At 69.9% G+C, this 25,959-nt stretch carries 20 protein-coding genes and 1 pseudogene; 15 read left to right on the forward strand and 6 right to left on the reverse strand.

Going from position 1 to position 25,959, the window contains the following annotated elements; genetic code table 11:
* Positions 1–20 precede the first annotated feature (20 nt).
* The 3 genes and pseudogenes from OG448_RS07150 to OG448_RS07160 all read right to left on the reverse strand — a co-directional run.
* Positions 21–303 (reverse strand): annotated as a pseudogene (locus OG448_RS07150) (amidohydrolase family protein); the annotation flags it as partial.
* A 142-nt stretch (positions 304–445) separates the two neighbouring features.
* A complete protein-coding gene (locus OG448_RS07155) occupies positions 446–1,954 on the reverse strand; it encodes an MFS transporter (RefSeq protein ID WP_405552087.1) in 1,509 nt (502 codons plus the stop codon).
* 390 nt (positions 1,955–2,344) lie between these two features.
* Positions 2,345–2,998, reverse strand: coding sequence for a TetR/AcrR family transcriptional regulator (locus OG448_RS07160; protein ID WP_405552089.1), 654 nt, complete (start codon positions 2,996–2,998; stop codon positions 2,345–2,347).
* A gap of 247 nt (positions 2,999–3,245) precedes the next feature.
* On the opposite strand from OG448_RS07160, the gene OG448_RS07165 reads away from it, so the two are divergent.
* The 4 genes from OG448_RS07165 to OG448_RS07180 all read left to right on the forward strand — a co-directional run bounded on the left by OG448_RS07165 (position 3,246) and on the right by OG448_RS07180 (position 9,253).
* Positions 3,246–6,467 carry a cytochrome P450 gene (locus OG448_RS07165; RefSeq protein ID WP_405552090.1) on the forward strand — a complete coding sequence of 1,074 codons (3,222 nt, stop codon included), beginning with the start codon at positions 3,246–3,248 and terminating at the stop codon, positions 6,465–6,467.
* A gap of 139 nt (positions 6,468–6,606) precedes the next feature.
* The gene (locus tag OG448_RS07170) at positions 6,607–7,653 is read left to right on the forward strand and encodes a zinc-binding dehydrogenase (RefSeq protein ID WP_405552092.1); all 1,047 of its coding nucleotides are present in this window, start codon (positions 6,607–6,609) and stop codon (positions 7,651–7,653) included.
* Positions 7,654–7,766: 113 nt separating this feature from the next.
* Positions 7,767–8,420: a TetR/AcrR family transcriptional regulator gene (locus OG448_RS07175; protein ID WP_405552093.1), complete on the forward strand. Its 654-nt coding sequence runs from the start codon at positions 7,767–7,769 to the stop codon at positions 8,418–8,420.
* 101 nt (positions 8,421–8,521) lie between these two features.
* Positions 8,522–9,253 carry an alpha/beta fold hydrolase gene (locus OG448_RS07180; protein ID WP_405552095.1) on the forward strand — a complete coding sequence of 244 codons (732 nt, stop codon included), beginning with the start codon at positions 8,522–8,524 and terminating at the stop codon, positions 9,251–9,253.
* 121 nt (positions 9,254–9,374) lie between these two features.
* Here OG448_RS07180 and OG448_RS07185 read toward each other — a convergent pair whose 3' ends face one another.
* Entirely contained in the window at positions 9,375–10,010 is a 636-nt protein-coding gene (locus tag OG448_RS07185; protein WP_405552097.1) for a TetR/AcrR family transcriptional regulator, read from the reverse strand.
* A 137-nt stretch (positions 10,011–10,147) separates the two neighbouring features.
* Here OG448_RS07185 and OG448_RS07190 point away from each other — a divergent pair, with 137 nt between their 5' ends.
* The 6 genes from OG448_RS07190 to OG448_RS07215 all read left to right on the forward strand — a co-directional run bounded on the left by OG448_RS07190 (position 10,148) and on the right by OG448_RS07215 (position 17,112).
* Positions 10,148–11,293, forward strand: a complete 1,146-nt coding sequence (locus tag OG448_RS07190) for a VOC family protein (protein WP_405552098.1) — start codon at positions 10,148–10,150, stop codon at positions 11,291–11,293.
* A complete protein-coding gene (locus OG448_RS07195) occupies positions 11,290–12,264 on the forward strand; it encodes a fumarylacetoacetate hydrolase family protein (protein ID WP_405552099.1) in 975 nt (324 codons plus the stop codon). Before OG448_RS07190 ends, OG448_RS07195 begins: the two co-directional genes overlap by 4 nt.
* Positions 12,261–13,901, forward strand: coding sequence for a bifunctional 3-(3-hydroxy-phenyl)propionate/3-hydroxycinnamic acid hydroxylase (locus OG448_RS07200; protein ID WP_405552101.1), 1,641 nt, complete (start codon positions 12,261–12,263; stop codon positions 13,899–13,901). The genes OG448_RS07195 and OG448_RS07200 overlap by 4 nt, the downstream gene beginning before the upstream one ends.
* Positions 13,898–15,931, forward strand: a complete 2,034-nt coding sequence (locus tag OG448_RS07205; RefSeq protein WP_405552103.1) for an acetoacetate--CoA ligase — start codon at positions 13,898–13,900, stop codon at positions 15,929–15,931. The genes OG448_RS07200 and OG448_RS07205 overlap by 4 nt, the downstream gene beginning before the upstream one ends.
* A complete protein-coding gene (locus OG448_RS07210) occupies positions 15,928–16,281 on the forward strand; it encodes a DoxX family protein (RefSeq protein ID WP_405552105.1) in 354 nt (117 codons plus the stop codon). Before OG448_RS07205 ends, OG448_RS07210 begins: the two co-directional genes overlap by 4 nt.
* A 126-nt stretch (positions 16,282–16,407) precedes the next feature.
* Positions 16,408–17,112 (forward strand): hypothetical protein, encoded by a 705-nt coding sequence (locus OG448_RS07215; RefSeq protein WP_405552106.1) that lies wholly within the window; start codon positions 16,408–16,410, stop codon positions 17,110–17,112.
* A 256-nt stretch (positions 17,113–17,368) separates the two neighbouring features.
* Here OG448_RS07215 and OG448_RS07220 read toward each other — a convergent pair whose 3' ends face one another.
* Complete coding sequence (locus OG448_RS07220) at positions 17,369–17,929, reverse strand: TetR/AcrR family transcriptional regulator (RefSeq protein ID WP_405552108.1); 561 nt, start codon at positions 17,927–17,929, stop codon at positions 17,369–17,371.
* A gap of 117 nt (positions 17,930–18,046) precedes the next feature.
* Here OG448_RS07220 and OG448_RS07225 point away from each other — a divergent pair, with 117 nt between their 5' ends.
* The 3 genes from OG448_RS07225 to OG448_RS07235 all read left to right on the forward strand — a co-directional run bounded on the left by OG448_RS07225 (position 18,047) and on the right by OG448_RS07235 (position 21,244).
* Positions 18,047–18,739, forward strand: coding sequence for an SDR family oxidoreductase (locus tag OG448_RS07225; protein ID WP_405552110.1), 693 nt, complete (start codon positions 18,047–18,049; stop codon positions 18,737–18,739).
* A gap of 268 nt (positions 18,740–19,007) precedes the next feature.
* Positions 19,008–20,012, forward strand: coding sequence for an NADP-dependent oxidoreductase (locus tag OG448_RS07230; RefSeq protein WP_405552112.1), 1,005 nt, complete (start codon positions 19,008–19,010; stop codon positions 20,010–20,012).
* Positions 20,013–20,512: 500 nt separating this feature from the next.
* The gene (locus tag OG448_RS07235; RefSeq protein WP_405552113.1) at positions 20,513–21,244 is read left to right on the forward strand and encodes a spermidine synthase; all 732 of its coding nucleotides are present in this window, start codon (positions 20,513–20,515) and stop codon (positions 21,242–21,244) included.
* 48 nt (positions 21,245–21,292) lie between these two features.
* Here OG448_RS07235 and OG448_RS07240 read toward each other — a convergent pair whose 3' ends face one another.
* Positions 21,293–22,273: an AraC family transcriptional regulator gene (locus OG448_RS07240; protein WP_405552115.1), complete on the reverse strand. Its 981-nt coding sequence runs from the start codon at positions 22,271–22,273 to the stop codon at positions 21,293–21,295.
* A 322-nt stretch (positions 22,274–22,595) separates the two neighbouring features.
* On the opposite strand from OG448_RS07240, the gene OG448_RS07245 reads away from it, so the two are divergent.
* Together OG448_RS07245 and OG448_RS07250 are read left to right on the forward strand one after the other, a co-directional pair.
* Positions 22,596–23,816, forward strand: a complete 1,221-nt coding sequence (locus OG448_RS07245) for a styrene monooxygenase/indole monooxygenase family protein (protein ID WP_405552116.1) — start codon at positions 22,596–22,598, stop codon at positions 23,814–23,816.
* Positions 23,817–23,887: 71 nt separating this feature from the next.
* The gene (locus tag OG448_RS07250; RefSeq protein WP_405552118.1) at positions 23,888–25,612 is read left to right on the forward strand and encodes a styrene monooxygenase/indole monooxygenase family protein; all 1,725 of its coding nucleotides are present in this window, start codon (positions 23,888–23,890) and stop codon (positions 25,610–25,612) included.
* Positions 25,613–25,959 lie beyond the last annotated feature (347 nt).

Genomic DNA, 25,959 nt, shown 5'->3' on the forward strand with positions numbered 1-25,959 from the left:
CACCAGCTCGGGGGCTCAGGGCGGCGGTCGAGCTCCTCCCAGAGCGGCTCGAACCGGGGGTCACATGGGTAGAGGCCATGGTGGTTGGTTTCCACCACCATTCCGTCCGCACCGAGGACGTCGAGCGCGTGGGCGGCCTCGGCGAGCGAGCCCTCGATGTCCGGCAGGGGCAGGGAGGCGAAGAGACCGAACCGCTGCGAGTCCCTCCGTGCGGACCTCGGCGCCGAACTCATTGACCTCACGTGCGAGAGCGCGGGCCTCGATGTCGTCCCCGAAGTGCACTCCGGGCGAGGAGATCGACAGTTAGGACTTGTCGATCCCTGAGCGCCTCATGGAACTGGTTCCAGGCGGTGCCGCGGCCCGCGTGCCGGGCTGAACGCCAACGGGTGGCAAGCATGTCCGGCCCGGTGGTACGGGGTGGACCCTTGGGGCGGCACCTGGCCCGCTACATGTGCACGACAGGTGCGGCGTTCTCGTTCTGCCGGGGCACACCCCGGCGGTAGAGCAGGGCGGTGACGACCAGGCCGGTGATGAAGACGGCCGCCGACCACCAGTAGGCCGTGGAGTAGCCCGCGAGGCCGGCCTGGGCCAGGACGCCGGGATTCTTGGGATCGCGGCCGGAGAGGTAGCCGGTGGCGGCGTCGGACGCCATCGTGCTGAGCAAGGCGATGCCGATGGAACCGCCTATCTGCTGAAGGGTGTTGACAGCGGCCGACGCGACGCCGGCATCGGTTGCCTCCACGCCGGAGGTCGCCAGGCTCATGGCGGGCGCGATGACCGTGCCCAGCCCGATTCCGACGAGCACCAGTTGAGGCAGAACCTGCGTCATGTATCCGCTGTTCAGGTCCAGCTGGGTCATCCAGATCAGCCCGGCGGCCGCAATGGCCATGCCCAGCGGGACCACCGGCTTCGGTCCTGTACGCGCCACCAGGACGTTGTTGGCCACGGCGGAGGCGGACGACGAGGCCACTATCAGGGGCAGGAAGGCGAAGCCGGTGTCCAGAGCGCTGTAGCCGAGGGTCTGCTGCAGGTAGTAGGTCAGGAACAGGAACACGCCGAACATGCCCGCACCGGTGACGAAGAGGGCGGCGAAGGAGGCGCCGCGGTTGCGGTCCAGCAGAACTCGCAGGGGCAGCAGCGGATACGCCGCCCTGTTCTGCCACCACACGAAGACGGCCACCAGTACGGCGCCGGCCGCCAGCATGCCCCATGTCGCCGGCGAACCCCAGCCGTGCGTTTCGGCGTTCGAGAATCCGTAGACCAGGCAGAACAGGCCGATGGAGGCCAGCAGGGAGCCGGGTACGTCGAGCTTGGAGGACGTGTCACGCGGGGTACGGCGCAGCAGGGCCGCCCCTCCGACGAACGCCACCACCGCGAAGATCACGTTGACGTACATGGTCCAGCGCCAGTCCAGGAACTGGGTCAGCACGCCGCCGAGAATCAGGCCGATGGCTCCGCCGGCACCGGCGACCGAGCCTGCGACGGTGAAGGCCCTGGCCCGTTCGCGCGGATCGGTGAAAGTGGTCATCAGGACCGAGAGGGCGGACGGGGCCAGCAGCGCGGCGAACAGCCCCTGCACGGCGCGCGCGATGACGAGCGCGGCGAAACTGTTCGCCGCGCCCGCAACCATGGAAGCGGCCGCGAAGCCGGCCAGACCCACCAGGAAGGTGACCTTCTGGCCGGCCAGGTCCGCGATGCGGCCGCCGAGCAGCAGCAGGCTGCCGAAGGCCAGCGCGTAGGCGGTGACCACCCACTGCCGGTCGGCGTCGGAGAAGCCGAGGGCGTGCTGGGCGGACGGCAGGGCGATGTTCACGATGGTGCCGTCGAGGACACCCATCAGCATGGACAGCGAAACGACCAGCAAGATCCACCAGCGCCGCTGGTGCGACAGCTCGGGCACATTCTCAGGTGCGGTCTCGGCGCCGCGGGCAGCGGCGGTGGCGTTCTGGGACATGGGGGCAGCCCTCCGGACAGCGGATGGGGGATGGCGGAAGAGAGAGATGAACCGACCGAGATCAGGTACGGCTCATCCGGCACGGGGCGCCACCTCGCGCTCACGGCAGTAGTGCTCGGCGGCATGGCCGCTCCGGTGAACGGAGGGGTGATGCGCGACAAGGCCGGTGATCTCCCGCTTCGGGAGGAAGATCGGGAACGAGCCAAACGGCCATGGTCATTCCACGGGTCAGCGTCATACGGCTGCCGTGCAGAGGCTGCGGGACCACCCCGCCGGGCGGTTTTCCCGATGTGACGGGGGTGGCTCCCGCGTGTCGCAGCCTGAGACCGCCCGACTGCGGGCGCGGCTCAGGGGCCAGCGCCTGGGGCGCGGCGCCTCAGAAGGTGTGGCTCAGAGGCCGGCGCCCCGGCCGTCACGATCGCCGGTGAGCCGGCTTTCCAGACCCGTGATCAGCGTGTCCATCACGAGGCGGAACATGTGGTCCTGGTCAGGGCCTTCAGGGGCTACGTCCGCAGAGTCAGGGTCCGCGCCCCCGTCACCGTCTTCGCCCTCGTCAAAGGCGGGGGGCTTGAGGGTCGACCACTGGTGCAGCGAGCCGTTGAGTTCGGCGGTGAGGACACCGACGACGACGGCGACCATCAGCGCCGCGATCTCCGAGACCTCTGACTGCGGAACCCCGGCAGCCGCCACGACCGCGGTGAGCGCGGTCCAGAACGGGTCGTCGGGCTGGATGAAGTCCGGCTGGTGACTGAACGAGTAGGCCATCAGCTCGGGGTGACGGTGCGCCAGGGCTCGGAAGTCCATGGCCAGCAGGCGGATGCGTTCCTGCCAGGGAGCGTCCTCAAGCGTCACGGTGCGGAACTGGGCGCCGACCATCCTTGTCACGCCGCGCAGCACCGCTTCCTTGTTCGGCACGTGGTGGTACAGCGACATCGGGTTCGCGTCGAGCTCGGTGGCGAGTTTGCGCATGGTGAGCGCCTCGACACCGTCCGCGTCGATCAGCCGCAGGGCGGCGGCGTAGATCCCGGCCTCGGTCAGAGGCACGTCCCGCTTCCTCGTTCCCCGTGGGGGACGTCTCTCCTGCTTTTCCATACCTCGTACGGTATCAGTTTCGTACGTCGTATGGAAATGATCCGAATCACAGCGCCCACCAGGGCGACCGGGCTTGCTTCGCGTTTCCATACGTCGTACGGTACCAATTCCATACGGCGTATGTTTTCCGTACGGCGCCATGGCATCGACCTGAGCAGCGCGCCCTTGCCCATCCCCCCTCCACGCAGAGGAGCAAGCCATGACCACGCACTCCGCGAAAGACCTTCGCCCCATCCGGTCCCCGCGCGGGATCCCCTTGCTCGGCCACACGCCGCAGATCCCCGACACCAACCCGGTTGCGTACTTCGGTGAGCTGTCCAAGCAGTTCCCCGAGGGCATCTACGGCATGGACATCGCCGGTATCGAGCAGGTCTTCGTCTACGACCCGGACCTGGTCGCAGAGGTCTGTGACGAGACGCGGTTCTTCAAGCAGATCGACAAAACGCCGCTCCAGCACGTCCGGGACTTCGCGGGCGCGGGCCTCTTCACCGCCCACCAGCACGAAGAGGAATGGGGCATGGCCCACCGCGTCCTGCTCCCGGCGTTCAGCCAGCGGGCCATGAAGGCGTACTACGGTCAGATGCTGGAGATCGCCCAGAATCTGGCGGGCAAGTGGGAGCGCCGGGAGGGCCAGCCGGTCAACATCACCGACGACTACACCCGCCTGACACTGGACACCATCGCCCTGTCGGGGTTCGGCTACCGGTTCCGGTCCTTCGACAAGGAGGAGCTGGATCCCTTCCTCAACGCGCTGCTGGGCGCGCTGGTGGAGTCGCTGCGGCGCTCGCAGGAGCTGCCGATGATGACCAGGCTCCGCAAGACGGACGACCGGAAGTACCGCGAGAACATCCGGCTGATGCAGGATCTGGTCGAGAGCGTGATCAAGGAGCGCCGCGAGGGCAAGGGCACCGGTGAGGAGGACCTGCTGGGTCTGATGCTGGAGGCCACCGACCCGGACACCGGCAAGCTGCTGGCCGACGACAACGTCCGAGACCAGGTGCTGACGTTCCTGATCGCCGGTCACGAGACCACCAGCGGTCTGCTGTCGTTCGCCACGTACTCACTGATGCGCAACCCGCACGTCCTGGCTCAGGCGTACGCCGAGGTGGACCGCCTGATGCCCGGTGACACCGTCCCGGACTACGACACGATCATGCAGCTAGACGTCATCCCGCGGATCCTGGACGAGACCCTGCGCCTGTGGGCTCCCATCCCGGCGTTCGGCAAGGCCCCGCTGGAGGACACCGTCATCGGCGGCCGCTACCAGCTGAAGAAGGGCACGCGGGTCAACATCCTCGAGGGCCCGCTGCACACCCACCCCACTGCCTGGGAGCGGCCCGACGAGTTCGACATCGACCGGTGGCTGCCGGAGAACCGGGCCCAGCAGCACCCGCACGCCTACAAGCCGTTCGGCAACGGTGTACGCGCCTGCATAGGCCGGCAGTTCGCGCTCACCGAGGCCCGCCTGGCCCTGGCGCTGGTACTGCAGAAGTTCAAGCTCTCCGACACCACCGACTACAAGATGGACGTACGGGAGGCGCTGACGCGTAAGCCCGGCAACTTCGAGCTGATCGTCCGTCGCCGTCAGGAACACGAGCGGACCGTCTTCGGCGCCGCGGACCTTCAGGCCGGCGACAGGCCGGCGCAGACAGCGGTCAGCGGCGTCGGCGTGAACCTGACCGTCGCCTACGGCTCCAGCCTCGGCGCCTGCGAGGACCTGGCGCGCACCATCGCCGACCGCGGCGAGCGCTCCGGCTTCGGCACCACCCTGGTGAGTCTGGACGATCTGGGCGACAACCTGCCCACCGAGGGCCTCCTCGCCGTCGTCGCCGCCAGCTACAACGGCAAGGCCCCCGACACCGCCCAGCGCTTCGACGACCTGCTGGCCGCCGGTCTGCCGGAGGGCTCGCTGTCGAACGTGCGGTTCGCGCTGCTGGGCGCCGGCAACACCCAGTGGGTGGCCACCTACCAGGCATTCCCCAAGCGGATCGAGGAAGGGCTGCTGGCCGCCGGCGCCACCCCGGTCGTCGAGCGCGGCATCGCGGACGCCGCCGGTGACTTCGACGGCATGGCCACGCGGTGGATGGACAACCTGTGGGCCACTCTGGCCGAGGAGTACGCCGCCGACACCTCCCAGGCGAGCGGTCCGCGCTACCAGGTCCAGTTGCTCACCGAGTCCGACGTACGCCCCGCCATCGTCTCCGAGCAGGCATACCCGCTCACGGTGGTGGCCAACGAGGAACTGGTGGCGGACGCGACCGGCCTCTGGGACTACCAGATCGAGCCGCCGCGCCCGGCCGCGAAGTCCATCACCGTCGAGCTGCCCGACGGTGTCACCTACGACACCGGCAACCACCTGGCTGTCTTCGCCAAGAACGAACTCGCCCTGGTGGAGAGCGCACTGAGGCGGCTCGGTGTCGCCTACGACCAGGTGCTCCGGCTCGACCAGCCGGCCGGTGGCCGCACCCACCTGCCGGTAGGCACCCCGGTCACCGCCGGCATCCTGCTCACCGAGTTCCTGGAGCTGCAGGACGTGGCCACCCGCTCCCAGGTCCAGACCCTGGCCGAGTACACCCAGTGCCCGTGGACCCGGCCGCAGCTCCAGGCGTACACCGCCGACACGGAGGAGGCCGAGGAGCACTACCAGAAGGAGATCCTCGGCAAGCGGGTCTCGGTGCTGGGCCTGCTGGAGCGCTTCCCCGCGGTCGAGCTGCCGCTGGCGGTGTTCCTGGAGATGATGGGCCCGATCCGGCCCCGCTTCTACTCCATCTCCTCCGCCCCGTCGGCCAACCCGCGCCATGTGCGCCTGACCGTCGGCCTGCTGGAGGGCCCGGCCCTGTCCGGCGACGGCCAGTACCGCGGCACCTGCTCCTCCTACATCGCCGGCCTCGAGCCCGGGGACGTCGTCTACGGCTACGTCCGCGTGCCCTCGCCGACGTTCGCCCCGCCTGCCGACCCCGCCACGCCGCTGATCCTGATCGGCCCGGGCACCGGCATCGCGCCGCTGCGCGGCTTCCTGGAGGAGCGGTCCTGGCAGCACGCCCACGGCACGCAGGTCGGCCTGTCACAGGTCTTCGTCGGCTGCCGCCACCCGGAGCACGACTACTTCTACAAGCAGGAGATGCAGGACTGGGAGCGCGCCGGGATCGCCCAGATCCACACCGCCTTCTCCGCGGTGACCGGCCACCCGGCCCGGTTCGTGCAGAACGCCATCGCCCATGCCGCCGACACGGTGTGGCAGGCCATCGAGGACGGCGCGTACATCTACGTCTGCGGTGACGGCCGCCGTATGGCACCCGCCGTCCGCGAGGCCCTCGCCGCCATCCACCGCCAGAAGACCGGCAGCGACGACGAGAGGGCCCAGCAGTGGCTCGCCCAGCTCGAGGCCGACGAGCGCTACCAGCAGGACGTCTTCGCCTGATCCCCCTGGACGCCGGGAGGCGTGCGGCCCCGTCCTGCCACTCCGCACGCTTCCCGGCCCCCACAAGCCCACCAGACACGCCACGGCATCCCACCGGCCCGAACCGCCGGCCGGTGCCGGTCACAGAAAGCAGATCCTCATGGACACCATGCTCGCCGGACGCTTCCACCTGGACAGCAGGAAGTTCGCCGTGGAGGAGGTCCCCATCCCCGTGCCCGGCCCGGGCGAGGTACTCGTCGAGGTCAAGGCCGCGGGCGTCTGCCTCTCCGACGTCCACCTGCTCGACGGCTCCCTCGTCCCGCTGTTCGCCACCTCTGACACGGTCACCGTCGGCCACGAGGTCTCCGGTGTGATCCACACCCTCGGCCCCGACCTCAAGCGCGGTCTGACCGTCGGCACCCGCGTCACCCTGGAGGCCGGCAAGAGCTGCGACCAGTGCGCCGACTGCGCACGCCGCCGCCCTTGCAGCCAAATCCGTACCGCCGGCATCGACTACGACGGCGGCTGGGCCCAGTACATGGTCACTCGCGAGGACACCCTCATCCCCATCCCGGACAGCCTGCCCTTCGACCAGGCCGCGATCATCCCCGACGCGGTGTCCACCCCCTACGCCGCCGTCGTCGCCACCGCGGGCGTCCGTGCCGCCCAGTCCGTGGGTGTCTGGGGCGTGGGCGGAGTGGGCGCGCACAACGTACGCGTCGCCCGCCTGGTCGGCGCCGCCCCGATCATCGCCGTCGACCCGCTGCCCAGCGCCCGGGAACGCGCCCTTGCCTTCGGCGCGGACCTCGCGCTCGACCCGGCAGCTCCCGACTTCGCCGACCAGGTCCGCGCGGCCACCGGCGGACGCGGCCTGGACTTCGCCTTCGACTGCGCCGGCGTCCCCGCCGTCCGCGACCAGGCCGCCTCCGTGCTCGGCCTGGGCGGCTCCCTGATCCTGGTGGGCATCACACCCCGGCCACTGACCATCACCGAGGGCCTGACCTTCAACTACCTGCAGAAGCAGGTGCGCGGCCACTACGGCGGCTTCCCCGAGTCCGTCTCCGAGCTGGTGCAGCTGACCGCGGCCGGCCGCCTCGACCTGGCCCCCTCCATCACCGACCACATCCCCCTCGTCGAGGCCGCCGACGCCGTCCACCGCCTGCAGAACAAGATCGGCGACCCGATCCGCCTCATCCTCGTCCCCTGACACCCGTCAGCAGGACAACAAGCCACCCTGGGCAGGGGTGAGTGGGCGCCGGTGCGTGAGGGAGCACCGGCGCCCACGGTTTCCCGGCAGTCAGAACTCGTGGAGACGCAACCATGCAGACGACCGATCCCCCGGGCCGCACTCCGCAGCGCGGCGACGCTCGCTCGAACCGCCGACGCATTCTCGCGGCCGCTCGGCAGGAACTGCGGGACGACCCCGACGCAAGCCTCGACAGCATCGCTCTGTCGGCCGGCCTCGCTCGACGCACCCTGTACGGACACTTCTCCAACAGGCAAGCGCTGGTCGCCGAGTTGGCGCAGGAAGCAGCCCAGGCGCTTCAACAGGCGTTCGCCACGACCCGGGTCCCAGATACTGATCCGCTGGAGGCGATGGCGCGGACGGGCCTGGCGGTATGGGCGGTCGGCGACCAGTACCGCATGCTCATCTCCCTGGGGCGACGCCATCTGGGAGAGGAGACGATCCGCGCCACCTTGGCACCGGCCCGCGCAGAAGCCGTCGCGGCCATACGACGTGGCCAGCACGAAGGCGTGTTCGCGGACCACGTCCCCGCGCCTGTCCTCGCCCAGGCGCTGGAAGCGCTGATGCTGGCCCTCGCCGCGGAGAACACCGCGTCCACCTGGGCGGACCCCACGGGTGAAGCTGCGGCGACCGCGTTCCTCGTCGCCGCAGGCGTAGCCCCACAGATCGCGTCGCGCCGGGTTCGAGCCGTGTTGCGTGAGCACGTGGTTGCTGTGATGCGGCTATGACACGACCGGAGCGCTGCCTGGCCGCGGTGGGCGAGCAGGCCCGGCGATCCGGACGACAGCCCGCTTCTGTCCATAAGCGTCAACCTCGTAGGAGTTCATTCATGCCTGCCATTCTCATTCACGGCGTACCCGACACCCACCATGTGTGGGACGGCGTGCGCGAGCACCTGACCCGCAGCGACGTGGAGGCTTGGGACCTTCCCGGTTTCGGTTCGCCGCGCCCCGAGGGCTTCCACTGCACGAAGGAGGAGTACGTCTCCTGGCTCATCGAGCGGTTGGAGGCGATCGGCGAGCCGGTCGACCTGGTCGGCCATGACTGGGGCTGCCTCCTCACCGCGCGCGTGGCGTCGGTACGGCCGGATCTGATCCGCACGTGGGCCGGCAGCAACGGTCCGGTCAGCGCCGAGTACGTCTGGCATCCGCTGGCCAAGCTGTGGCAGGACCCGGTCGCGGGCGACCGCTGGGCCAAGGAGTACGACGCCGCCGCGTTCGCCAAGGACCTGACCGGCAACCTCCAGATCCCGGCTGAGGCGGCCGAACAGACGGCCGGTCGCGTGGACGAGACCATGCGCGACAGCATTCTCAAGCTTTACCGTTCCGCATTGACGGTCGGTGCGGAGTGGGAACCGGATCTCGCGCACCTGGCCGGACCGTCCCTGGTGTTCTGGGGGGCGTCCGATCCAGTCTGCCCCGTCGAGTTCGGCAGGAAGATGGCCGCGTCCGTGCGCGCCACCCGTTTTCTGAGCCTGGACAGCAGCCACTGGACGCCGATCCAGAAGCCGGTCGAGGTCGCTGCCGCCCTCGAGGAGCACTGGAGCAACTCCGGGGAGTGACTGGCCTGCCCCGCCGAGAGCGCCCGTGGGTGCGCGGCGGGGCTTCGTCGTGGGCGGCGGTTGCCGTCTCGTACGGGGTCCACCGCGCCTTGGCCGAGGGCGCCACCATCGCACCCGACCCTCAGACGAGGTCGGGCAGCGGGCGCCGGGTGACCTCGTGCGCATCGTCCGGCGGGAGGCCCAGCATGCGCAGGACCATCGCGGCCAGCTCGGAGGCGGCCTCGTCGCCGTCGAGGTCGGGCCGGGCCAGCCGGAGAGCCACGAGGGACAGCAGGGTCCCGCCCAGAGCGGACAGGGCCGTGGTCGGGTCGGTGCCGGTGAAGCGGCCCGAGGCGATGCCGCGTTCCAGATCACGAAGCGCTCGTGGGGACAGGCCACGCTCGGAGTGGATGTGCGCCAGGCCGCGATCGCGCAGGATCCGCATGAGCTCGGGGTGCGAGTCCGCCATCCGGGCGGTGAGCCGGAAACCGGCGGCGACCAGCTCGGCGGGGTCGTCGATGCCTTCCACCCGCTCGTCGATGACCTGCCCGAACTCCTCCAGCGCATCCGTCACCGCCGCGTCGAACAGCTCCGTCTTCGACTCGAAGTGGTTGTAGAAGGAGCCGAAGCCGACATCGGCGCGCTCGGCGATGGCCTGGATGCTTGCGCTCGTGTCCCCGGTCTCCGCGAGGATCTGCCGGGCCGCGCGGACGAGCGCCTGACGGGTCTCGGCACGGCGTCGCTCGAAGCGGTTCTTGGGCGGGGCTGACGTCGGCATACGGCCCACTGTAACCGTCGCGACGATGGCCCTGCCATTACTGATGAGATCCTCAATTATTTGGCTGCACCTATTGACGATGAGAAACAGCAGAGTTGATGATTTCCTCATTACGGCAGTGTTGCTTGGAGGACACCATGTCCCACATCCCCGTTAACAAGAGCGGTCCTCGGACGCCCCACCAAGACCTCCACAGTGAGCAGGGCGCCCTACGCGGTGAACACCCCGGACGAGCCCGGAATCCAGTGATCAAAGTGGCGGATCTGGCCTGGCTGGAGTTCGAGAAGCCGGACCTGGACCGGGCCGAGGTGTTCGCCCGTGACTTCGGCTTCGCGATCTCCGCCCGCACCGATCACGAGCTGTGGCTGCGCGGCACGTTCGCGGGCTCTCCTTGCATGGTCATCCGGCGTGGGCGCGCGTCCCGCTTCCTCGGGCCGGCGTTCCGCGCGGCCGAGCGGGCCGATGTGGACCGGCTGGCCGCCGCCGTCGGACACAAGGTCCGGGACATCGACGTCCCCGGCGGCGGTCGGTCGGTCGCCCTGTTCGATCCCTCGGGACTCCCGGTCCGGGTGGTGCACTGCGCCGAACCGCTCCCCGCTCTGCCCGGGCAGCAGCCGCTGATCCTCAACACCGGCATCGAAGGCCGTCGTACGAACACCACCCAGCGCCCGCCCCGTGAGCCGTCCCGCATCCAGCGCCTCGGCCATGTGGTGCTGGAGACGCGGACGTTCACCCGCACGCTGGACTGGTACCTGGACACCCTTGGCATGATCGTGTCCGACTTCCTGTTCCTGGACGGGCAGCGCCAGCGCGGGCCGACCATGGCGTTCATCCGCTGCGACCAGGGTGGCACGCCGGTGGACCACCACACCCTCGCCCTGCACCTCGGGCCCGGCACCGGCTACGTCCACTCCGCCTACCAGGTCACCGACCTCGACTCCATCGCCGTCGGTGGGGAGTACCTGGCCGAGCGCGGCTACCAGCGCAGCTGGGGGATCGGCCGGCACGTCCAGGGCAGCCAGCTCTTCGACTACTGGCGCGACCCCGACCGCTTCATGCTGGAGCACTTCGCCGACGGCGACCTGTTCTCCTGCGACCTCGACCCCGGATGGGCGCCGATGTCGGCGAGCGGCCTGGCCCAGTGGGGGCCGCCCGTCACCCGCGACTTCCTGGGCGCCAGCCCCTCCCCCGCCAAGCTCCGCGAGGTCATGACGGCCCTGCGAGACGACAACGAACTCGACCCCGCACGCCTGCTGGGCCTGATGAAAGCGATGAGCTCATGAGCATCAACGTTCTGCGCACCTCCGGGGGCACCTCCCGCTCGAGCGAAGCCGAGAGCGGGGGAGGCTGGTGGGTCGTCCGGGACGAGCGCGCCGTCCGCATCGAGACCAAGGCGGTCACCACCGCCGAACTGCTCGCCGACCGGGCCGCCGTCCGGGAGGCCGCCGCCTCCGGCGAGAACGGCACGCCCGTCGCCGACCTGGTGGCGCTGCCCCCCGTCACCACCCCCTGCCGAGTGGTCGCCCAGATGGTCAACTACCGCAGCCACGCCAAGGACTCGGGCTTCAGTGGCGACATCCCGCCCACGTTCTTCCGCAAGGCGTCCGGCTCGGTCAGCGGCCCCCACGACACGATCGTCCGTCCGGCACACGTGAACTTCCTCGACTACGAAGTCGAACTCGGCCTCGTCATGGGCGCGAAGCTCCCGGTGGGCACAGTCGTGGAGGAGCAGGACCTTCCTTCGTACGTCGCCGGGCTCGTCCTCACCAACGACGTCAGTGCCCGCGACGTCCAGCTGACCAAGACCCAGTTCTACGAGAGCAAGTCCTACCCGACCTTCACGCCGACCGGTCCGTACCTGGCCCTGCTGGAGCCGGAGGACTTCGACCGTCTGATCGACCTGCGACTGCGGCTGTCGGTGAACGGTGTCACGCGTCAGGACCGCACCCTGGCCGACATGATCGTGCGGCCCGCGCAGGCGCTCACCCTGCTCGCCCGCTTCCAGACCCTCGACCCGGGCGACCTCCTGCTGACCGGCACGCCCGGCGGCACCGCCCTCAAGGCCCCGCCCAAGCCGGTCGAGAAGATCGCCGCGCTGCTGCCGCCCGCGCTGAAGTGGAAGGCGTTCTTCAACGGTCAGGCCAAGAACCCCCTGTACCTGCGCGACGGTGACCTCGTCACCGCCACGATCGCCACCCCCGACGGACGGATCGACCTGGGCGAGCAGCGGACCGCTGTGGGGGCCGCGACGTGAGCGCCACAGCCCGCGGACCGGTGGTGATCATCGGGGCGGGGCCCGTGGGAGTCACGGCCGCACTCCTGCTGGCCCGTTACGGAGTGCGCAGCCTGCTCCTCGAACGCCACCCCGACGTCTACCCCCTGCCGCGCGCCGTCGTCGTGGACGACGAGGTCCGCAGGATCCTGCAGAGCGTCGGCGTCCACGAGGAGTTCGCCGCCATCGCCCGGCCGGCGCCCGGGCTACGGCTGCTGGACGCCCGGCGCCGCGTGATCAGCGAGTTCCCGCGGTCCATGCACGGACTCCACGGCTTCCCGCAGCTGAGCATGTTCCACCAGCCCGAGCTGGAACGTCTGCTGCGGGACGCCCTGGCGCGCCGCCCGGAGTGCGAGCTGTGGAGCGGGGTCGAGGTCGTGTCCGTCTCCGAGTCCGACACGCCGAACCCCGACGCACCCGCCGATCCGACGGGTCCCGTCCGGGTCACCTTCCGGCGCGGCGGCAGTGACGAGGAGGAGCACCTGTGGGCCGATGCCGTCCTCGGCTGCGACGGCGCGGGCAGCCTCACCCGTGACGCCATCGGCGCCGCCTGGGAGGACCTGCACTTCCAGGAGAGCTGGCGGGTCATCGACGTGCGCACCAGCCGCCCGGTGCGGACCTGGGAAGGCGCCGAGCAGATCTGCTGCCCCACCCGGCCGGCCACCTTCATGCGCATCAGCGAGGACTGCTACCGCTGGGAGTTCCGGCTGGCCGACGACCAGAGCCTGGAGGGCCCGGACGGATGGGAGCGCCTGCGCGAGCTGGTCGCCCCCTGGGTGGATCTGCCGGCCGCGCAGAGTGACGACTTCGAGGTGATACGGCAGGCCCAGTACACCTTCCAGGCCCGTCTCGCCGACCGGTGGCGCAGGGGGCGTGTCTTCCTGCTGGGCGACGCCGCCCACCTGACCCCGCCCTTCGTCGGGCAGGGCCTGTGCTCCGGCCTGCGCGACGCCAGCAACCTCACCTGGAAACTCGCCCGGGTCCTCCGACAGGGCGCGCCCGAAGAACTGCTGGACACCTACGAACGCGAGCGCAAGCCGCACGCCCGCCATGCGATACGCGTGGCGGTGGCCGTCGGCTGGGCCATGACCGGCGGGCAGGACCGCGGTGCGGCGCTTCGCCGGGCCGTCGTGGGCGCGGTTTGTCGCATCCCCGGCGTGACCGAGGCGGTGAGCCGTGACCTCAGCCCGGCCCTGGCCGCCGGCCCGCTGGTGCGGCGCCGACCCGGGCTGGCCGGCCGCGTGCTGGCCGGCACCTTCTGCCCGCAGCCCTGGATACGGCACGACGGCAGGCGCGTACGTCTCGATGACGTCGTCCGGGACGCCTTCGTCCTCCTGACCGCCGTACCGGCCACGGCGCAGATGACGGCGGTGACCACGGCACTGGGCGCTCCGACGATCCACGTCGACGACCTGGACGACGACGGCACGCTGGCCACCTGGCTGGCACGCGGCCGGGCGGACGCCGTCCTGCTGCGCCCCGACCGCGTCGTGATGGACACCGTCCCCGTCGGGACCGGCCACTTCCCGGACCCCACGGCCTGGGCTTCCCTGCTCCACACGGCCCGCCCTGCCACCGATGCCCGGCCCGTCCCCCTGTCGAGGAGCACCGCACCGTGAACATCCCGCATCCCACGCCGCATCCGGAACCGTTCCTGCCGCCCGACACGACAACGGCCGCCGACAGTCGCATCGCGGACTTCGCCCGCTGGGCCACCCGGCACCGGGGCGCCGAAGGGATTCCGGACCCGACCGACTACCACGCCCTGCACCGCTGGTCCGTCACCGACCTGGAGGGGTTCTGGGCGGCGGTGTGGGAGTACTTCGACATCGAGGCCGCCACTCCGTACGAGCGGGTGCTCGCCGAGGAGACCATGCCCGGCGTCAACTGGTTCCCCGGCGCCACGCTCAACTACGCCCACCACGCGCTGCGCAACCTGCACCCGGACGCTCCCGCGATCACGGCACTGGACGAGACCGGAGCCGGCTACGAGATCACAGGCCGACAGCTACGCGCCCAGGTCGCCTCCGTCGCGGCCACCCTGCGCGAGCTGGGCGTCAAACAGGACGACCGGGTGGTCGGTTACCTGCCCAACACCCCCCACGCCGTCATCGCCTTCCTCGCCACCGCCAGCCTGGGCGCGGTGTGGTCGGTGTGCGGCCAGGACTACGCACCCCAGGCCGCAGCCGACCGCTTCGCGCAGCTGAAACCGACCGTGCTCATCACCGCGGACGGCTATCTCTTCAACGGCACGCGGCACGACCGCCGCTCAGCCTCGCTCGACCTCGCCGGAGCCCTTCCCACTCTGAAGGCCACGGTGCTCGTGGACCACCTGGGCCTGATGTGGCCCGAGACCCCGCACACCAGCCTGACGGTGCCCTGGGAAGACGCCGCCACCCGCACCGAACACCTCACCATCACACCGGTGCCGTTCGATCATCCGCTGTGGATCGTCTTCTCCTCCGGCACCACCGGCCTGCCCAAGGGCATCGTCCACGGACACGGCGGCGTCCTCCTCGAACACCTCAAGATCCTCGGCCTGCACACCGACCTGGGCGTCGGGGACCGCCTGCTGTGGTACACCACCACCCACTGGATGATGTGGAACCTGGTCGTCTCCACCCTGCTGACCGGCGCCACCACCTGCACCTACGACGGCAGCCCCGCGCCGGTGGCACGCCCGGACATCCTGTGGGAGCTGGCGGCCCGCCACAAAGTGACCGTCTTCGGCACCAGCCCCCAGTACCTGCTGGCCATGGCCAAGCTGGGCATCGAACCCTCCGTGCACGCTCTGTCGGCCATCCGGGCTGTCGGCAGCACCGGATCCACCCTGCCCGCCTCCGCCTACCCCTGGGTCCGTGACCACGTGGGCGCAGGCATCCAGCTGGCCTCCACCAGCGGCGGCACCGACGTCGTCTCCGCCTTCGCCGGCAGCGCCCCCACCACCCCCGTCTGGGCGGGCGAGGTGTCCGCCCCCAACCTCGGCGTGGCGCTCGCGGCGTACGACGGCGCGGGCCAACCGGTCGTCGACCAGGTCGGCGAACTGGTCGTCACCCGGCCCATGCCGTCAATGCCGCTGTACTTCTGGAACGACCCCGACGGCAGCCGCTACCGCGACGCCTACTTCACCGCCTATCCGGGCGTGTGGCGGCACGGCGACTGGATCACCCTCACCTCCCACGGCTCGGTGATCGTCCACGGCCGCTCCGACGCCACCCTCAACCGCAACGGCGTACGCCTGGGCAGCGCCGACATCCACGACATCGTCGAACGCCTCCCCGAGATCACCGAGGCCCTCGTCATCGGCGCGGAGGAACCCGACGGCGGCTACTGGATGCCCCTGTTCGTCGTCCCCGCGCCCGGTATCACGCTGGACGACGCCTTGCGCGAGAAGATCCGCGACGCCGTCCGCACCGGCGCCTCACCCCGCCACGTCCCCGACGAGATCCTCGCCGTACCAGCCATCCCGCACACCAGGACCGGCAAGAAACTCGAGGTCCCGGTCAAGCGCCTCCTCCAGGGCGCACCCGCCGAGCAGGTCGTCAATCCCTCCGCGGTCGACGATCCGGACCTCGTCGCCTACTTCGCCGACCTGGGAGCCGAACGCCGCCAAGCACGTCACCCGCACACCGTCAAGGACGCCCCGTGAGCCCCCTCGCTGCCCTGACCTGTCCCATCGCGCTGATCTTCACCCTGCTGGGCGTAGCCAAGATCATGGCGCTCGGTCCGATGCCCGAGCTGGCCGCCCACGCCGGCTTCACGACCGCCTCCTACCGACTGATCGGTGCGCTGGAGTTGGCAGGCGCCATCGGCGTGGCCCTCGGCCCGGTCCTGCCACTGCTCGGAGAGCTGGCCGGCCTCGGCCTCCTGATGCTGCTGGCCGGTGCTGTGATCACGCACGTCCGCAAGGGAGACGGGGTGCCCAAACTCGTCCCCGCGACGGTGTCCGCCGCCCTGGTCGCCTGGTATCTCGTGCTGCTTGCCGGTGGCGGCTCGTGACATCGGTCGAGAACCGCAGCGGCCACCTGCGACACGCGGACGATCCTCGTCGCGGCTGCTGCGCGCCGGCGAAGGAGTCCCTGAGCCCTGTCAGCGAGCCCATGCCGAGGCTGGCAGACTGAATTTGTGGCCCCGCTGACGACGGCGACCTATCTGGCCGCGTCCTCATCACTCACAGGCGCCGGCGTGGTGTCGGTCTGCGCCTTGCTCTTCACCGTCGCATCGTTCTGGTGGCTCAACGCCAGACAGGGGCGTCTGAAGACGTGGGAGCCTCATTCCTTCGCAGCGATCATCCACTCATCCGGCGCCCGTCTGCGGCTCCCGCTCGTCCTTCACAACACCGGTGCCAAGCCGATAGTCGTGCAGGACCTCATCCTGACGTTCCCTGACGAGTCCGCTTCTCACCTGCCGCTGCTGTGGGTGTCCTCACCGTCCCGCCTCCAGCCAGGGCCGGACGAGAATGCCAAGCTGCCGGCCGGATTCGTCGTGCCCGGCAGAGAGGCGCAACAAGTCTTCATCGAGTTCGAGGCACCGTTTTCCGGCTTCATGCCGGAAGCCCGTGACTTCAAGGTCCAATTGCAGGCGAGGGTCGGCCACCGCAAGGGGTGGCGCCACCTGCTGACGTTCACCCTGCGGGCCGCCAACATCACCGCTCCGGATCGCTACACCGTCTACAACAACACGCCCGTCGAACTGACGAAGGAAGACCAGAAAAGGGCGGATGCCGCGCTCCTCGAGCTGTTGGGAGAGCAAGGGGACGACTCCGCTCCAGGCGGTTGGAGAAAGCGGCGTTCTTCCCACGACGACGGCGACGCCGACACAAGCCGCTGACGCAACACCCGCCAGCGGAGCAAGCTCCCGTCAGCGGCCCTTTTCGGCGGGCTCAAGGATCGCGAGCACTCCACATGATGCGTCATCGGAAAGACGTCGCCCTGAGCAGATGCTGCGAAATACCAGGTCAGAGCCCGATGTCGGCTCTCTGCCTCCCTCTCCACGGGCGCAGAGCGTCAAACGAGCGTCATGACGACCGGCTCGTCACTTCCCCGGGGACCGGACGGCTGCGACGACGCGGCCACCGCGCCCGTGATCAGCCTGCTTCAGTCAAGGCCGCGTGCGCGGCGGCGAGGATCTCCTCGGAGAGCGGGGAGCCCTTGGTGGCCCGGGACAGGACCAGCGCACCGAACAGGGTGCAGAGGCGGACGATGCCGTCCTCGTCGTCACCGCCGAGGAAGTCGGCGAAGTCGGCCACCCCCTGGGTGTAGACACGACGGGCCTCTCGACCCCCGCCTTCGCGTGCGATGTCCGCGGCGAGCGCGGCGACCGGGCAGCCGTCCGCCGGGTCGTCGCGGTGTTCGACGGAGAGGTAGGCGTCGATCAGCGCTCGCTGAGCGGCGTCGTGCCGCCCTTCGTACTGCGCGAGCCCGGCGGTGTGACCCCGGGCGAGCTCGTCGAAGGCGTGAGCGGTGGCCTCGTCGACGAGCGCTTCCTTGGAAGCGAACTGCTTGTAGAAGGCGCCGTGGGTCAGGCCGGCCGCCTTCATCAGGTCGGCGACGCTCACCTGAGTGCCCTGTTCCCGGAACAGCCGCGAGGCGGTGTCCACCACCCGCCTGCGGTTCTCCTCCGCCTGCGCCTGCGATACGCGGCCCATGATCACCCTCCCATTTGGATGTCGACTGGCATCTATCGTAGACCCGTGTTTAGATTGGCCACATAATCTAAATCGTGCGGGTGACCCGACGGCACCCGCCGTACACCAGGAGTGGGCATGGAACTGAAGAACGCGGTCGCGGTCGTCACCGGCGCCAACCGGGGCCTCGGGCGGCACCTGGCCGCCCAGCTCGTGGAGCGCGGCGCGAAGGTGTACGCGGCGGCCCGCCGCCCCGAGACCGTCGATGTGCCGGGCTCCGTCCCGCTGCGCCTCGACGTGACGGACGAGGCATCGATACGGGAGGCCGCCCGCATCGCGTCGGATGCGACCCTCCTGATCAACAACGCGGGCATCTCCACCGGCGCGACGCTGATCGGAGGCGACACCGATGAGGTGCGCCGGGAGATGGAGACCAACTTCTACGGCCCGCTCGCCACGACCCGCGCCTTCGCCCCCGTCATCGAGGGCAACGGCGGCGGCGCCGTATTCAACGTCCTGTCCGCCCTGTCCTGGTTCCACCCGGCCGCTCTCGGCTCCTACGCCGCATCCAAGGCCGCCGCCTGGGCGCTGAGTGACGCGACTCGCGAAGAGCTGGCGCCCCGGGGCATCGCCGTCTCGGCGCTGCACGTCGGCTACATGGACACCGACATGGCCGCCGACGTGCCCGCCGATCAGAAGGTCGCCGCCGCCGACGTCGCGGCCCAGGCCCTGTACGGCATCGAGACCGGCCTGCCCGAGATCCTCGCCGACGAGACCAGCCGGTACGTCAAGCAGAGCCTGTCCGCGGCACCCCAGCCGAACGCGGGCTGACGCTCACCCCTCCACGACGACCTGCCGCCCGCTCCGTGGCCGCGCTCGTCCCGGTCATCGGCCCGCGCAGTCTCTCCCAGCTCGACAGTTACCTCGGCGCCCTCGAGGTCCCCCGGTCGTGCCGGGGGCCTGATGGGTGAACGCGGCTGAGGACGCGGTGCGCCCGCGCCGGAGCCAGGAGAGCAACACAGCTGTCTCGTACTGGAAGAAGCCCGGGGCGAGCGGAGACCCCGACCTTTCACGGACGGGAAACGGAACGGAGACAACCATGAAGGCTTTCATGGTCGAGAAGTACGGCGACCAGGCCGGGATGCGCGCCGCCGAAGCACCCGACCCCCAGGTGGGTGCCGACGACGTCCTGGTCAAGATCCACGCGGCGGGCGTGAACCCGCTGGACCTGAGGATCCGCAACGGGGACTTCAAGGCGTTCATGCCGTACCGCCTCCCGCTCATTCCGGGCAACGACCTCGCCGGGACGGTCGTCCGGGTCGGCCCGTCCGTCACCCGCTTCGCGGTGGGCGACGAGGTCTACGCCCGGCCCGACAAGGACCGCATCGGTACCTTCGCCGAACTCATCGCCGTCCGCCAGGACGACCTGGCGCCCAAACCGGCCACTCTCACCATGACCGAGGCCGCCTCCCTCCCCCTGGTCTCCCTCACCGCATGGCAGGCACTGGTCGAGCGGGCACACGTGCAACCGGGTCAGAAGGTCCTCGTCCACGCGGGCGCCGGCGGCCTCGGCTCCATCGCCGTCCAGCTGGCCAAGGCGCTGGGCGCGCACGTGGCCACCACGGTGAGCACCGCCAAGGTCGACCTGGCCAAGGACCTCGGCGCGGACGTCGTCATCGACTACCGCACCCAGGACTTCGAAGAGGTCCTCGACGGCTACGACGTCGTCCTCGACAGCCTCGGCGGCGAGAACCTCGCCAAGTCGCTGCGCGTTCTCAAACCCGGCGGCATGGTCATCAGCGTCGCGGGCCCGCCCGACCCGGCCTTCGCCCGTGAACTGGGTGCGAACCCGGTCCTCCGCCTGGCCATGACCGCGCTCAGCTTCAGAACCCGGCACAACGCCAGGCGCCACGGCGTGACGTACTCCTTCCTGTTCATGAAGGCCAGCGGCGACCAACTGCGCGAACTGACCCCCCTCATCGACACCGGGAAGATCCGCCCCGTCGTCGACCGCGTCTTCCCGTTCGAAGAAACCCTCCAGGCCATGGAATACGTCGAGAGGGGACGGGCAAAGGCCGGCAAAGTCGTCGTCGCGATGACGTAAGGGCAAAACGAGTCCCAGGCGCCAGTCACCTCCGACAGCAACAAGACCCCGCACGCCCCACTCCCCCGCCGCACCACCTCAGGACCCGGCCATGAGCACACCGCCCAGTTCAGCCGCCCCGATGTCGTACAAGAACACGCCGAACCGCTCCGTGTCCGTGCGTGGCGTGACCTTCGCCTACCGGCGGCTCGGCCCGGACGGCGGCGTACCCCTGATCCTCCTCAACCACCTGTCCGCAGTCCTGGACCACCGGGATCCCCGCGTCGTCGACGGACTGGCCGCCCGGCGGCGAGGGTTTCCCTCTCGGGTGTGGGCGGCGCAGGGCCGGCCGCGGCGTATACACTGCGCCGGCAGGCGCCGGGCGGCCACCCGTCCGTCGACAGCGCAGCCGTGAAGTGCCCGGTGTCATCTCGGACGAGCACAGCGAGTCGACGAGAAGCCGAAGAAGCCTGCGGATTCCGCAATCGCATGTCTCGAACCAAAAGACGGGGAGTGCTCCGGTGAGCGCACGCTTCGAAGAACTCGACTGGCGGGAAACGCCGTTGGGCGAGCTCGCCCTCCGGCGGCGCAGCTACCCCGGTGTCGCCGAACCGGTCTACGAGATCAAGCTCAACCACGAGTTCCTGATGTCCAGCCTCTTCACGGTCGCCGAGGTGAAGTTGGCCGACCTCGCCCTGGCGGAACTCACCACCTGCCCATCCACCCCCGAACTCGACGTGGCCGTGGGCGGCCTGGGCCTCGGCTACACCGCCGAGGCAGTGCTGAAGAACCCGGACGTGGGCTCGCTCGTCGTCATCGACATGCTCGACGCAGTGATCGACTGGCATGAGCGCGGGCTGATCCCCGGCGGGCTCGCGGCTGACCCGCGGTGCCGGCTGGTGCACGGTGATTTCTTCTCAATGGCCCAGTCCACAACGGGCCTTGACCCCCTCGCCCCCGGGCGCCGGTTCCACGGGGTCATCGTCGACATCGACCACTCGCCGCGCCACCTGCTGCACCCTGACAACGCCGGCTTCTACCAGCTCGACGGCCTGCGGCGCCTCAGCGAACACCTGCACCCGGGCGGGGTGTTCGCACTCTGGTCCAACGACCGGCCCGACGAGGAGTTCCTCGCGGCGCTCACCCAGGCCTTCGCCGAGGCGCGGGCCGAGGTCGTCACCTTCGACAATCCACTGCAGGAACGCGAGGCCGCCAACACTGTCTACCTCGCCCGTACCCACCGACTTCCGTGAGGTCGTCACCCGTAGCCGTCAGCCTGGCCTCAGCTACCCGCATGCCCCCTACGACCGCAACGTCCTCGAAGGCGACTCCCCGAACTGTCGGCGATACGCGAGGGAGAAGCGGCCCGGGTGCAGGAAGCCCCAGCGGGACGCGACGGTGGTGACGGTCGTGGTACCCGGGTCGGAGGCCAGGAGTTCCTTGCGTACACGGTCCAGGCGGACCTCGCGCAGGTACGCGAGCGGTGTCGTGTCGAGGTGCCGGCGGAAGCCTTCCTGGAGGGCCCGTACACCGACGCCGACGCATTCCGCGATCTCGGCGACCGTGAGCGGCTCGGCGGCGTGCCCCTCGATGATCTCCATGGCGCGGCGGACCGCGGGCGGTGCGACACGCGGTTGCTCGCCGAGCAGCGCCGGCGTGTAGTTGTGGGGCTGGGCCATCAACAACTGGGTCATGAGCAGTGATTCAAGCTGTTTCGTCACGATGGGCTGGCTCGTCATGCCGCCGGACCCCTCCGCCTCCCGGCGCATGAGGTCGACAATGTTGAGCCAGGAGCGCGAGCTCGATGTGGTGAGGTCCATGCCGAGCGAGAAGGAGATCGGGCGGCGCACGGTGCGCCCGAGCAGACTTCCCAGGTGCGATTCCAGGGACGACCGGTCGAACCACACGATCAACTGCGGATTGCCCCCGCTCCAGCGCATGTCCAGCTTTCCGGTCGGAGAGGGGACGGAAGCGAGTTCGGGCGTGGAGATGATCTCCTCGCGGCCGCAGGTGATTTCGGCGTGACCGGCGAGCGGGATCTGGACCAGGAAGAAGCTCTCCAGGTCGCCCGGCGTGATCCGGACTTCCGTTCCGTAATCGAGGTAGTACAGGCCCGTCTGGTCGAAGGGCGCGCCGTGCAGTCGGGCGTCGAGCGTCGCCGAGCGCTGCGTGACGCGTAGCTCATGCGGACAGAAGGCGCGGCCGACCTCTGCCCGCGCCTCCCAGATGTCGGCTGTGTGGAACCGCTCGTGGTTTGCGAGGGGGAGCTCTTCAGCGGACATGTGAACCTCCACCGCCGAGATGCGCGATCAGGACAGCAACCCGCGTGATCCGGATAGCAAAGATGATCTTTCCATACCAAGGTTGATGCCCGACCGCCTCGGAGAAGGAACCAGGGGATCAACGATGCAGGGAGTGCCGGGCCGTACCCCCGTACGTCGCCGCGCCCTTGCCCCTGCCGCCCCGCCCCACCGAGTCGGCCGGACCCGCCCCCTTCAGCCGGCCGGGTGACCCGGGCCCCATCCCCCGGTCCCACAGGTGACCCGACGGCACCGCACGGCACGGCTCGAGGCCGCACAACCCCTACCCCGGAGGTCCCCCCTCATGCGCAAGATCACCATCGTCGGAGCCGGCCAGGCCGGCCTCCAGCTCGGTATCGGTCTGCTCGGCCACGGTTACGACGTCACGATCGTGTCCAACCGCACCGGAGACCAGATCCGCGGGGGCCGGGTCATGTCCAGCCAGGCCATGTTCGGCACCGCGCTGGCCCACGAGCGCGCCCTCGGCCTCGACTTCTGGGGCGACGCCTGCCCGCCGATCGCCGGGCTCGGCGTGAACATCGCCGACGGTCAGGGCGGCCGGGCGCTCTCCTTCGGCGCCCGCCTCGACGCCACCGCCCGCTCGGTCGACCAGCGCGTCAAGATGCCGATCTGGATGGGTGAGTTCGCGCGCCGCGGCGGCCGTCTGGACATCCGCGAGGCCGGCGTCGAGGACCTGGAGCGCTACGCCGCCGAGTCCGACCTGGTGATCGTCGCGGCCGGCAAGGGCGAGATCGCCGGACTGTTCCAGCGGGACGACCGGCGTTCCCCGTACGACGCTCCGCAGCGCGCGCTGGCCCTGGCGTACGTCACCGGCATGGCGCCGCTGCCCGACCGCCCCGGCGTCAGCTTCAACGTCATCCCCGGTGTGGGCGAGTACTTCACCATGCCCAGCCTCACCACCACCGGCCCCTGCGACATCATGTTCTTCGAGGGCATCCCGGGCGGCCCGCTCGACTGCTTCGACGGACTCACCCCCGACCAGACGCTGGCGAAGTTCCAGGAACTGCTGCGGACTTACGTCCCGTGGGAGGCCGAGCGCTGCACCGACATCGCGCTCACCGACTGGAACGGCACCCTCGCGGGCCGCTTCGCGCCGACCGTCCGGGGGCCCGTCGCCACGCTGCCCTCCGGCGCGCAGGTGCTCGGCCTCGCCGACGTCGTCGTCCTCAACGACCCGATCACCGGCCAGGGTTCGAACAACGCCTCGAAGTGCGCGGCCTCCTACCTCGCCGCCATCCTGGACCACGGCGACCGCCCGTACGACGCCGCGTTCATGGAGCTGGCCTTCGGCCGCTTCTGGGACAACGCCCAGTACGCCACGACCTGGACCAACGCGATGCTCGGTGCCCCGCCGCAGCACGTTCTGGAGCTCTTCGGCGCGGCGAGCGTCAACTCCCGTATAGCCGCCCGCTTCGTGAACGGCTTCGACGACCCGCGGGACTTCTTCCACTGGTTCATGGACCCGGTCGCCGCGAAGAACTACCTGGCGGCGGTCAGCGCCTGAGCGGCCGCCGGGGTTAGGCACAGACGCGGCGCGTCAGCGAGACGTACGGAACGAGAGCGGGACAGCAGGACATGAGAAGGATCGCGGTGATCGGTGCCGGGCAGGCGGGTGCTCAACTCGCCCTGGGACTCCAGGCGCACGGCTATGACGTCACCCTGGTCACCGACCGCGGCCCCGACGAGATACGTCGCGGCCCGGTCATGTCCAGCCAGTGCATGTTCGACACCGCGATGCGGAGCGAGCGCGAACTCGGCCTGCACCACTGGGAGGAGCGGGCCCCGGAGATCTCCGGCATCGCGTTCTCTCTCATCGGTCCGCACGGCACTCCGGACGTCTCCTGGCGCGCGCCGCTGGAAGGGCCCGCCCATTCCGTCGACCAGCGCGTCAAGTGCGCTGCCTGGATAGAGCAGTTCGCGGCCGGTGGCCACGGCGAGATCGTGCTGCACGAGGCGGGCGTCGAGGACCTCGAGTGGTACGCCCGTACGCACGATCTCGTCGTGGTCTCCACGGGCAAGGGCGAGCTGAGCCGGCTCTTCCCGCGCGACGCCGAGCTCTCCCCGTACGACCGGCCGCGCCGTGCGCTGGCCCTGACGTACGTCACGGGAACGGCACCGCGGGAGGGGGAGGCCGCCGTCCACTACCGCATGGTCCCCGGCGTCGGCGAGTACTTCACCTTCCCTGCCCTCACCACCACCGGACCCTGCGAGATCATGGTCTTCGAAGGTGTCCCCGGCGGTCCGATGGACTGCTGGGACGACATCCGTACACCCGAAGGGCACCTCACCCGCTCACTGGAAATCCTCCACCGGTTCTTCCCCGACGAGTACGACCGCTGTCGGCACGCCCAGCTCACCGACGAGGGTGGCGTTCTGCGCGGCAGGCTCACGCCGACCGTCCGGCACCCCGTCGCGCGCCTGGCCTCCGGCCGGCACGTCCTCGGCATGGCCGACGCCGTCGTCCTCAACGACCCCATCACCGGCCAGGGTTCGAACAACGCGGCCCAGGCCGCGACCCACTACCTCGCAAGCATCCTCCGCCACGGGACGGCCGAGTTCACACCGCAGTGGATGCGGCGCACCTTCGACAACTTCTGGCGCGGCTGGGCTCAATGGGCTGTCGGCTGGACCAACTCCCTCCTCACGGACCTGAGTCCCCACCACCGCGACATCCTCACGGCGGCGGCCGAAATCCCCTCGGTCGCAGGCGCCCTCGCCGCCGGATTCGACGACCCGCGCACGCTCTACCGCTGGTGGTTCGAGGAGGCCGAGGCACACCGCTTCCTCGCCGAGAAACGCGCCCAGCACGCCGTCCGCTTCGACGGCCGCGAACTGCGCCGCGCGCTGGGCCAGTACGCCACCGGCGTGACCGTGGTGACGGCCCGCGCCCCCGACGGCCGCAACGTCGGCATGACCGCGAACTCCTTCACCTCCGTCTCCCTGGACCCGCCCCTCGTCCTGTGGTGCCCCGGCAAGAACAGCCCGAGCCTCCCCGACTTCACCGACGCCTCGCACTTCGCCGTCCACGTACTGGCCGCCGACCAGCACCACCTCTCCCGCCAGTTCGCCACCCCGGCCGACGACAAGTTCCGCGGCACCCCCACCACCCCCGGAATCGCCGGCACCCCCCTCCTGGACGGCGCGGTCGCCCGCTTCCAATGCCGCACCGTCCAACGCCTCGACGCAGGCGACCACATCATCTTCCTCGGCGAGGTCGAAGAGTACGAGGCCGACGGCGGCACCCCTCTGGTGTTCCACTCGGGGTACTACCACGTGGCGACCAAGCATCCGGATCTGTGACCTTCTCGGCCGTGAACGGAAGCCATCCCGGAGGAGGTTCCGGACGCCGATCGCCGGCGGGCCTGGGAACTGTCCGGGCAATCATGTGCGGAGCCAGAGCGGCGTGAAGGAGCAGTAGGGGTTGTCCAACACCAAGGGGAAGCTTCACGTGTGGTGATCGCTCGTTGGGCTGTCCATGGGGCTGCGTGCGTGGCGTTGGATTGTGGCGGACGGGCTGTGGGAGATCGTGTGACTGGATCGATGACGCCGGCCACCTCCTCCAGGAAGATGCGCCCGGCCAGTCCTTGGCCTGCCTGACATCTGGTTTCGCGTCAGCCTGAGCTGCGGGGCGGCCGAGCGGCTGATCC

This window comes from Streptomyces sp. NBC_01171, from assembly GCF_045039805.1.
Lineage (GTDB): Bacteria > Actinomycetota > Actinomycetes > Streptomycetales > Streptomycetaceae > Streptomyces.

Coding starts and splice junctions, on each gene's coding strand:
- OG448_RS07155 (WP_405552087.1), bottom strand. CDS start 1,954: ATGTCCCAGAACGCCACCGCCGCTGCCCGCGGCGCCGAGACCGCACCT.
- OG448_RS07165 (WP_405552090.1), top strand. CDS start 3,246: ATGACCACGCACTCCGCGAAAGACCTTCGCCCCATCCGGTCCCCGCGC.
- OG448_RS07170 (WP_405552092.1), top strand. CDS start 6,607: ATGGACACCATGCTCGCCGGACGCTTCCACCTGGACAGCAGGAAGTTC.
- OG448_RS07175 (WP_405552093.1), top strand. CDS start 7,767: ATGCAGACGACCGATCCCCCGGGCCGCACTCCGCAGCGCGGCGACGCT.
- OG448_RS07180 (WP_405552095.1), top strand. CDS start 8,522: ATGCCTGCCATTCTCATTCACGGCGTACCCGACACCCACCATGTGTGG.
- OG448_RS07185 (WP_405552097.1), bottom strand. CDS start 10,010: ATGCCGACGTCAGCCCCGCCCAAGAACCGCTTCGAGCGACGCCGTGCC.
- OG448_RS07190 (WP_405552098.1), top strand. CDS start 10,148: ATGTCCCACATCCCCGTTAACAAGAGCGGTCCTCGGACGCCCCACCAA.
- OG448_RS07195 (WP_405552099.1), top strand. CDS start 11,290: ATGAGCATCAACGTTCTGCGCACCTCCGGGGGCACCTCCCGCTCGAGC.
- OG448_RS07220 (WP_405552108.1), bottom strand. CDS start 17,929: ATGGGCCGCGTATCGCAGGCGCAGGCGGAGGAGAACCGCAGGCGGGTG.
- OG448_RS07225 (WP_405552110.1), top strand. CDS start 18,047: ATGGAACTGAAGAACGCGGTCGCGGTCGTCACCGGCGCCAACCGGGGC.
- OG448_RS07230 (WP_405552112.1), top strand. CDS start 19,008: ATGAAGGCTTTCATGGTCGAGAAGTACGGCGACCAGGCCGGGATGCGC.
- OG448_RS07240 (WP_405552115.1), bottom strand. CDS start 22,273: ATGTCCGCTGAAGAGCTCCCCCTCGCAAACCACGAGCGGTTCCACACA.
- OG448_RS07245 (WP_405552116.1), top strand. CDS start 22,596: ATGCGCAAGATCACCATCGTCGGAGCCGGCCAGGCCGGCCTCCAGCTC.
- OG448_RS07250 (WP_405552118.1), top strand. CDS start 23,888: ATGAGAAGGATCGCGGTGATCGGTGCCGGGCAGGCGGGTGCTCAACTC.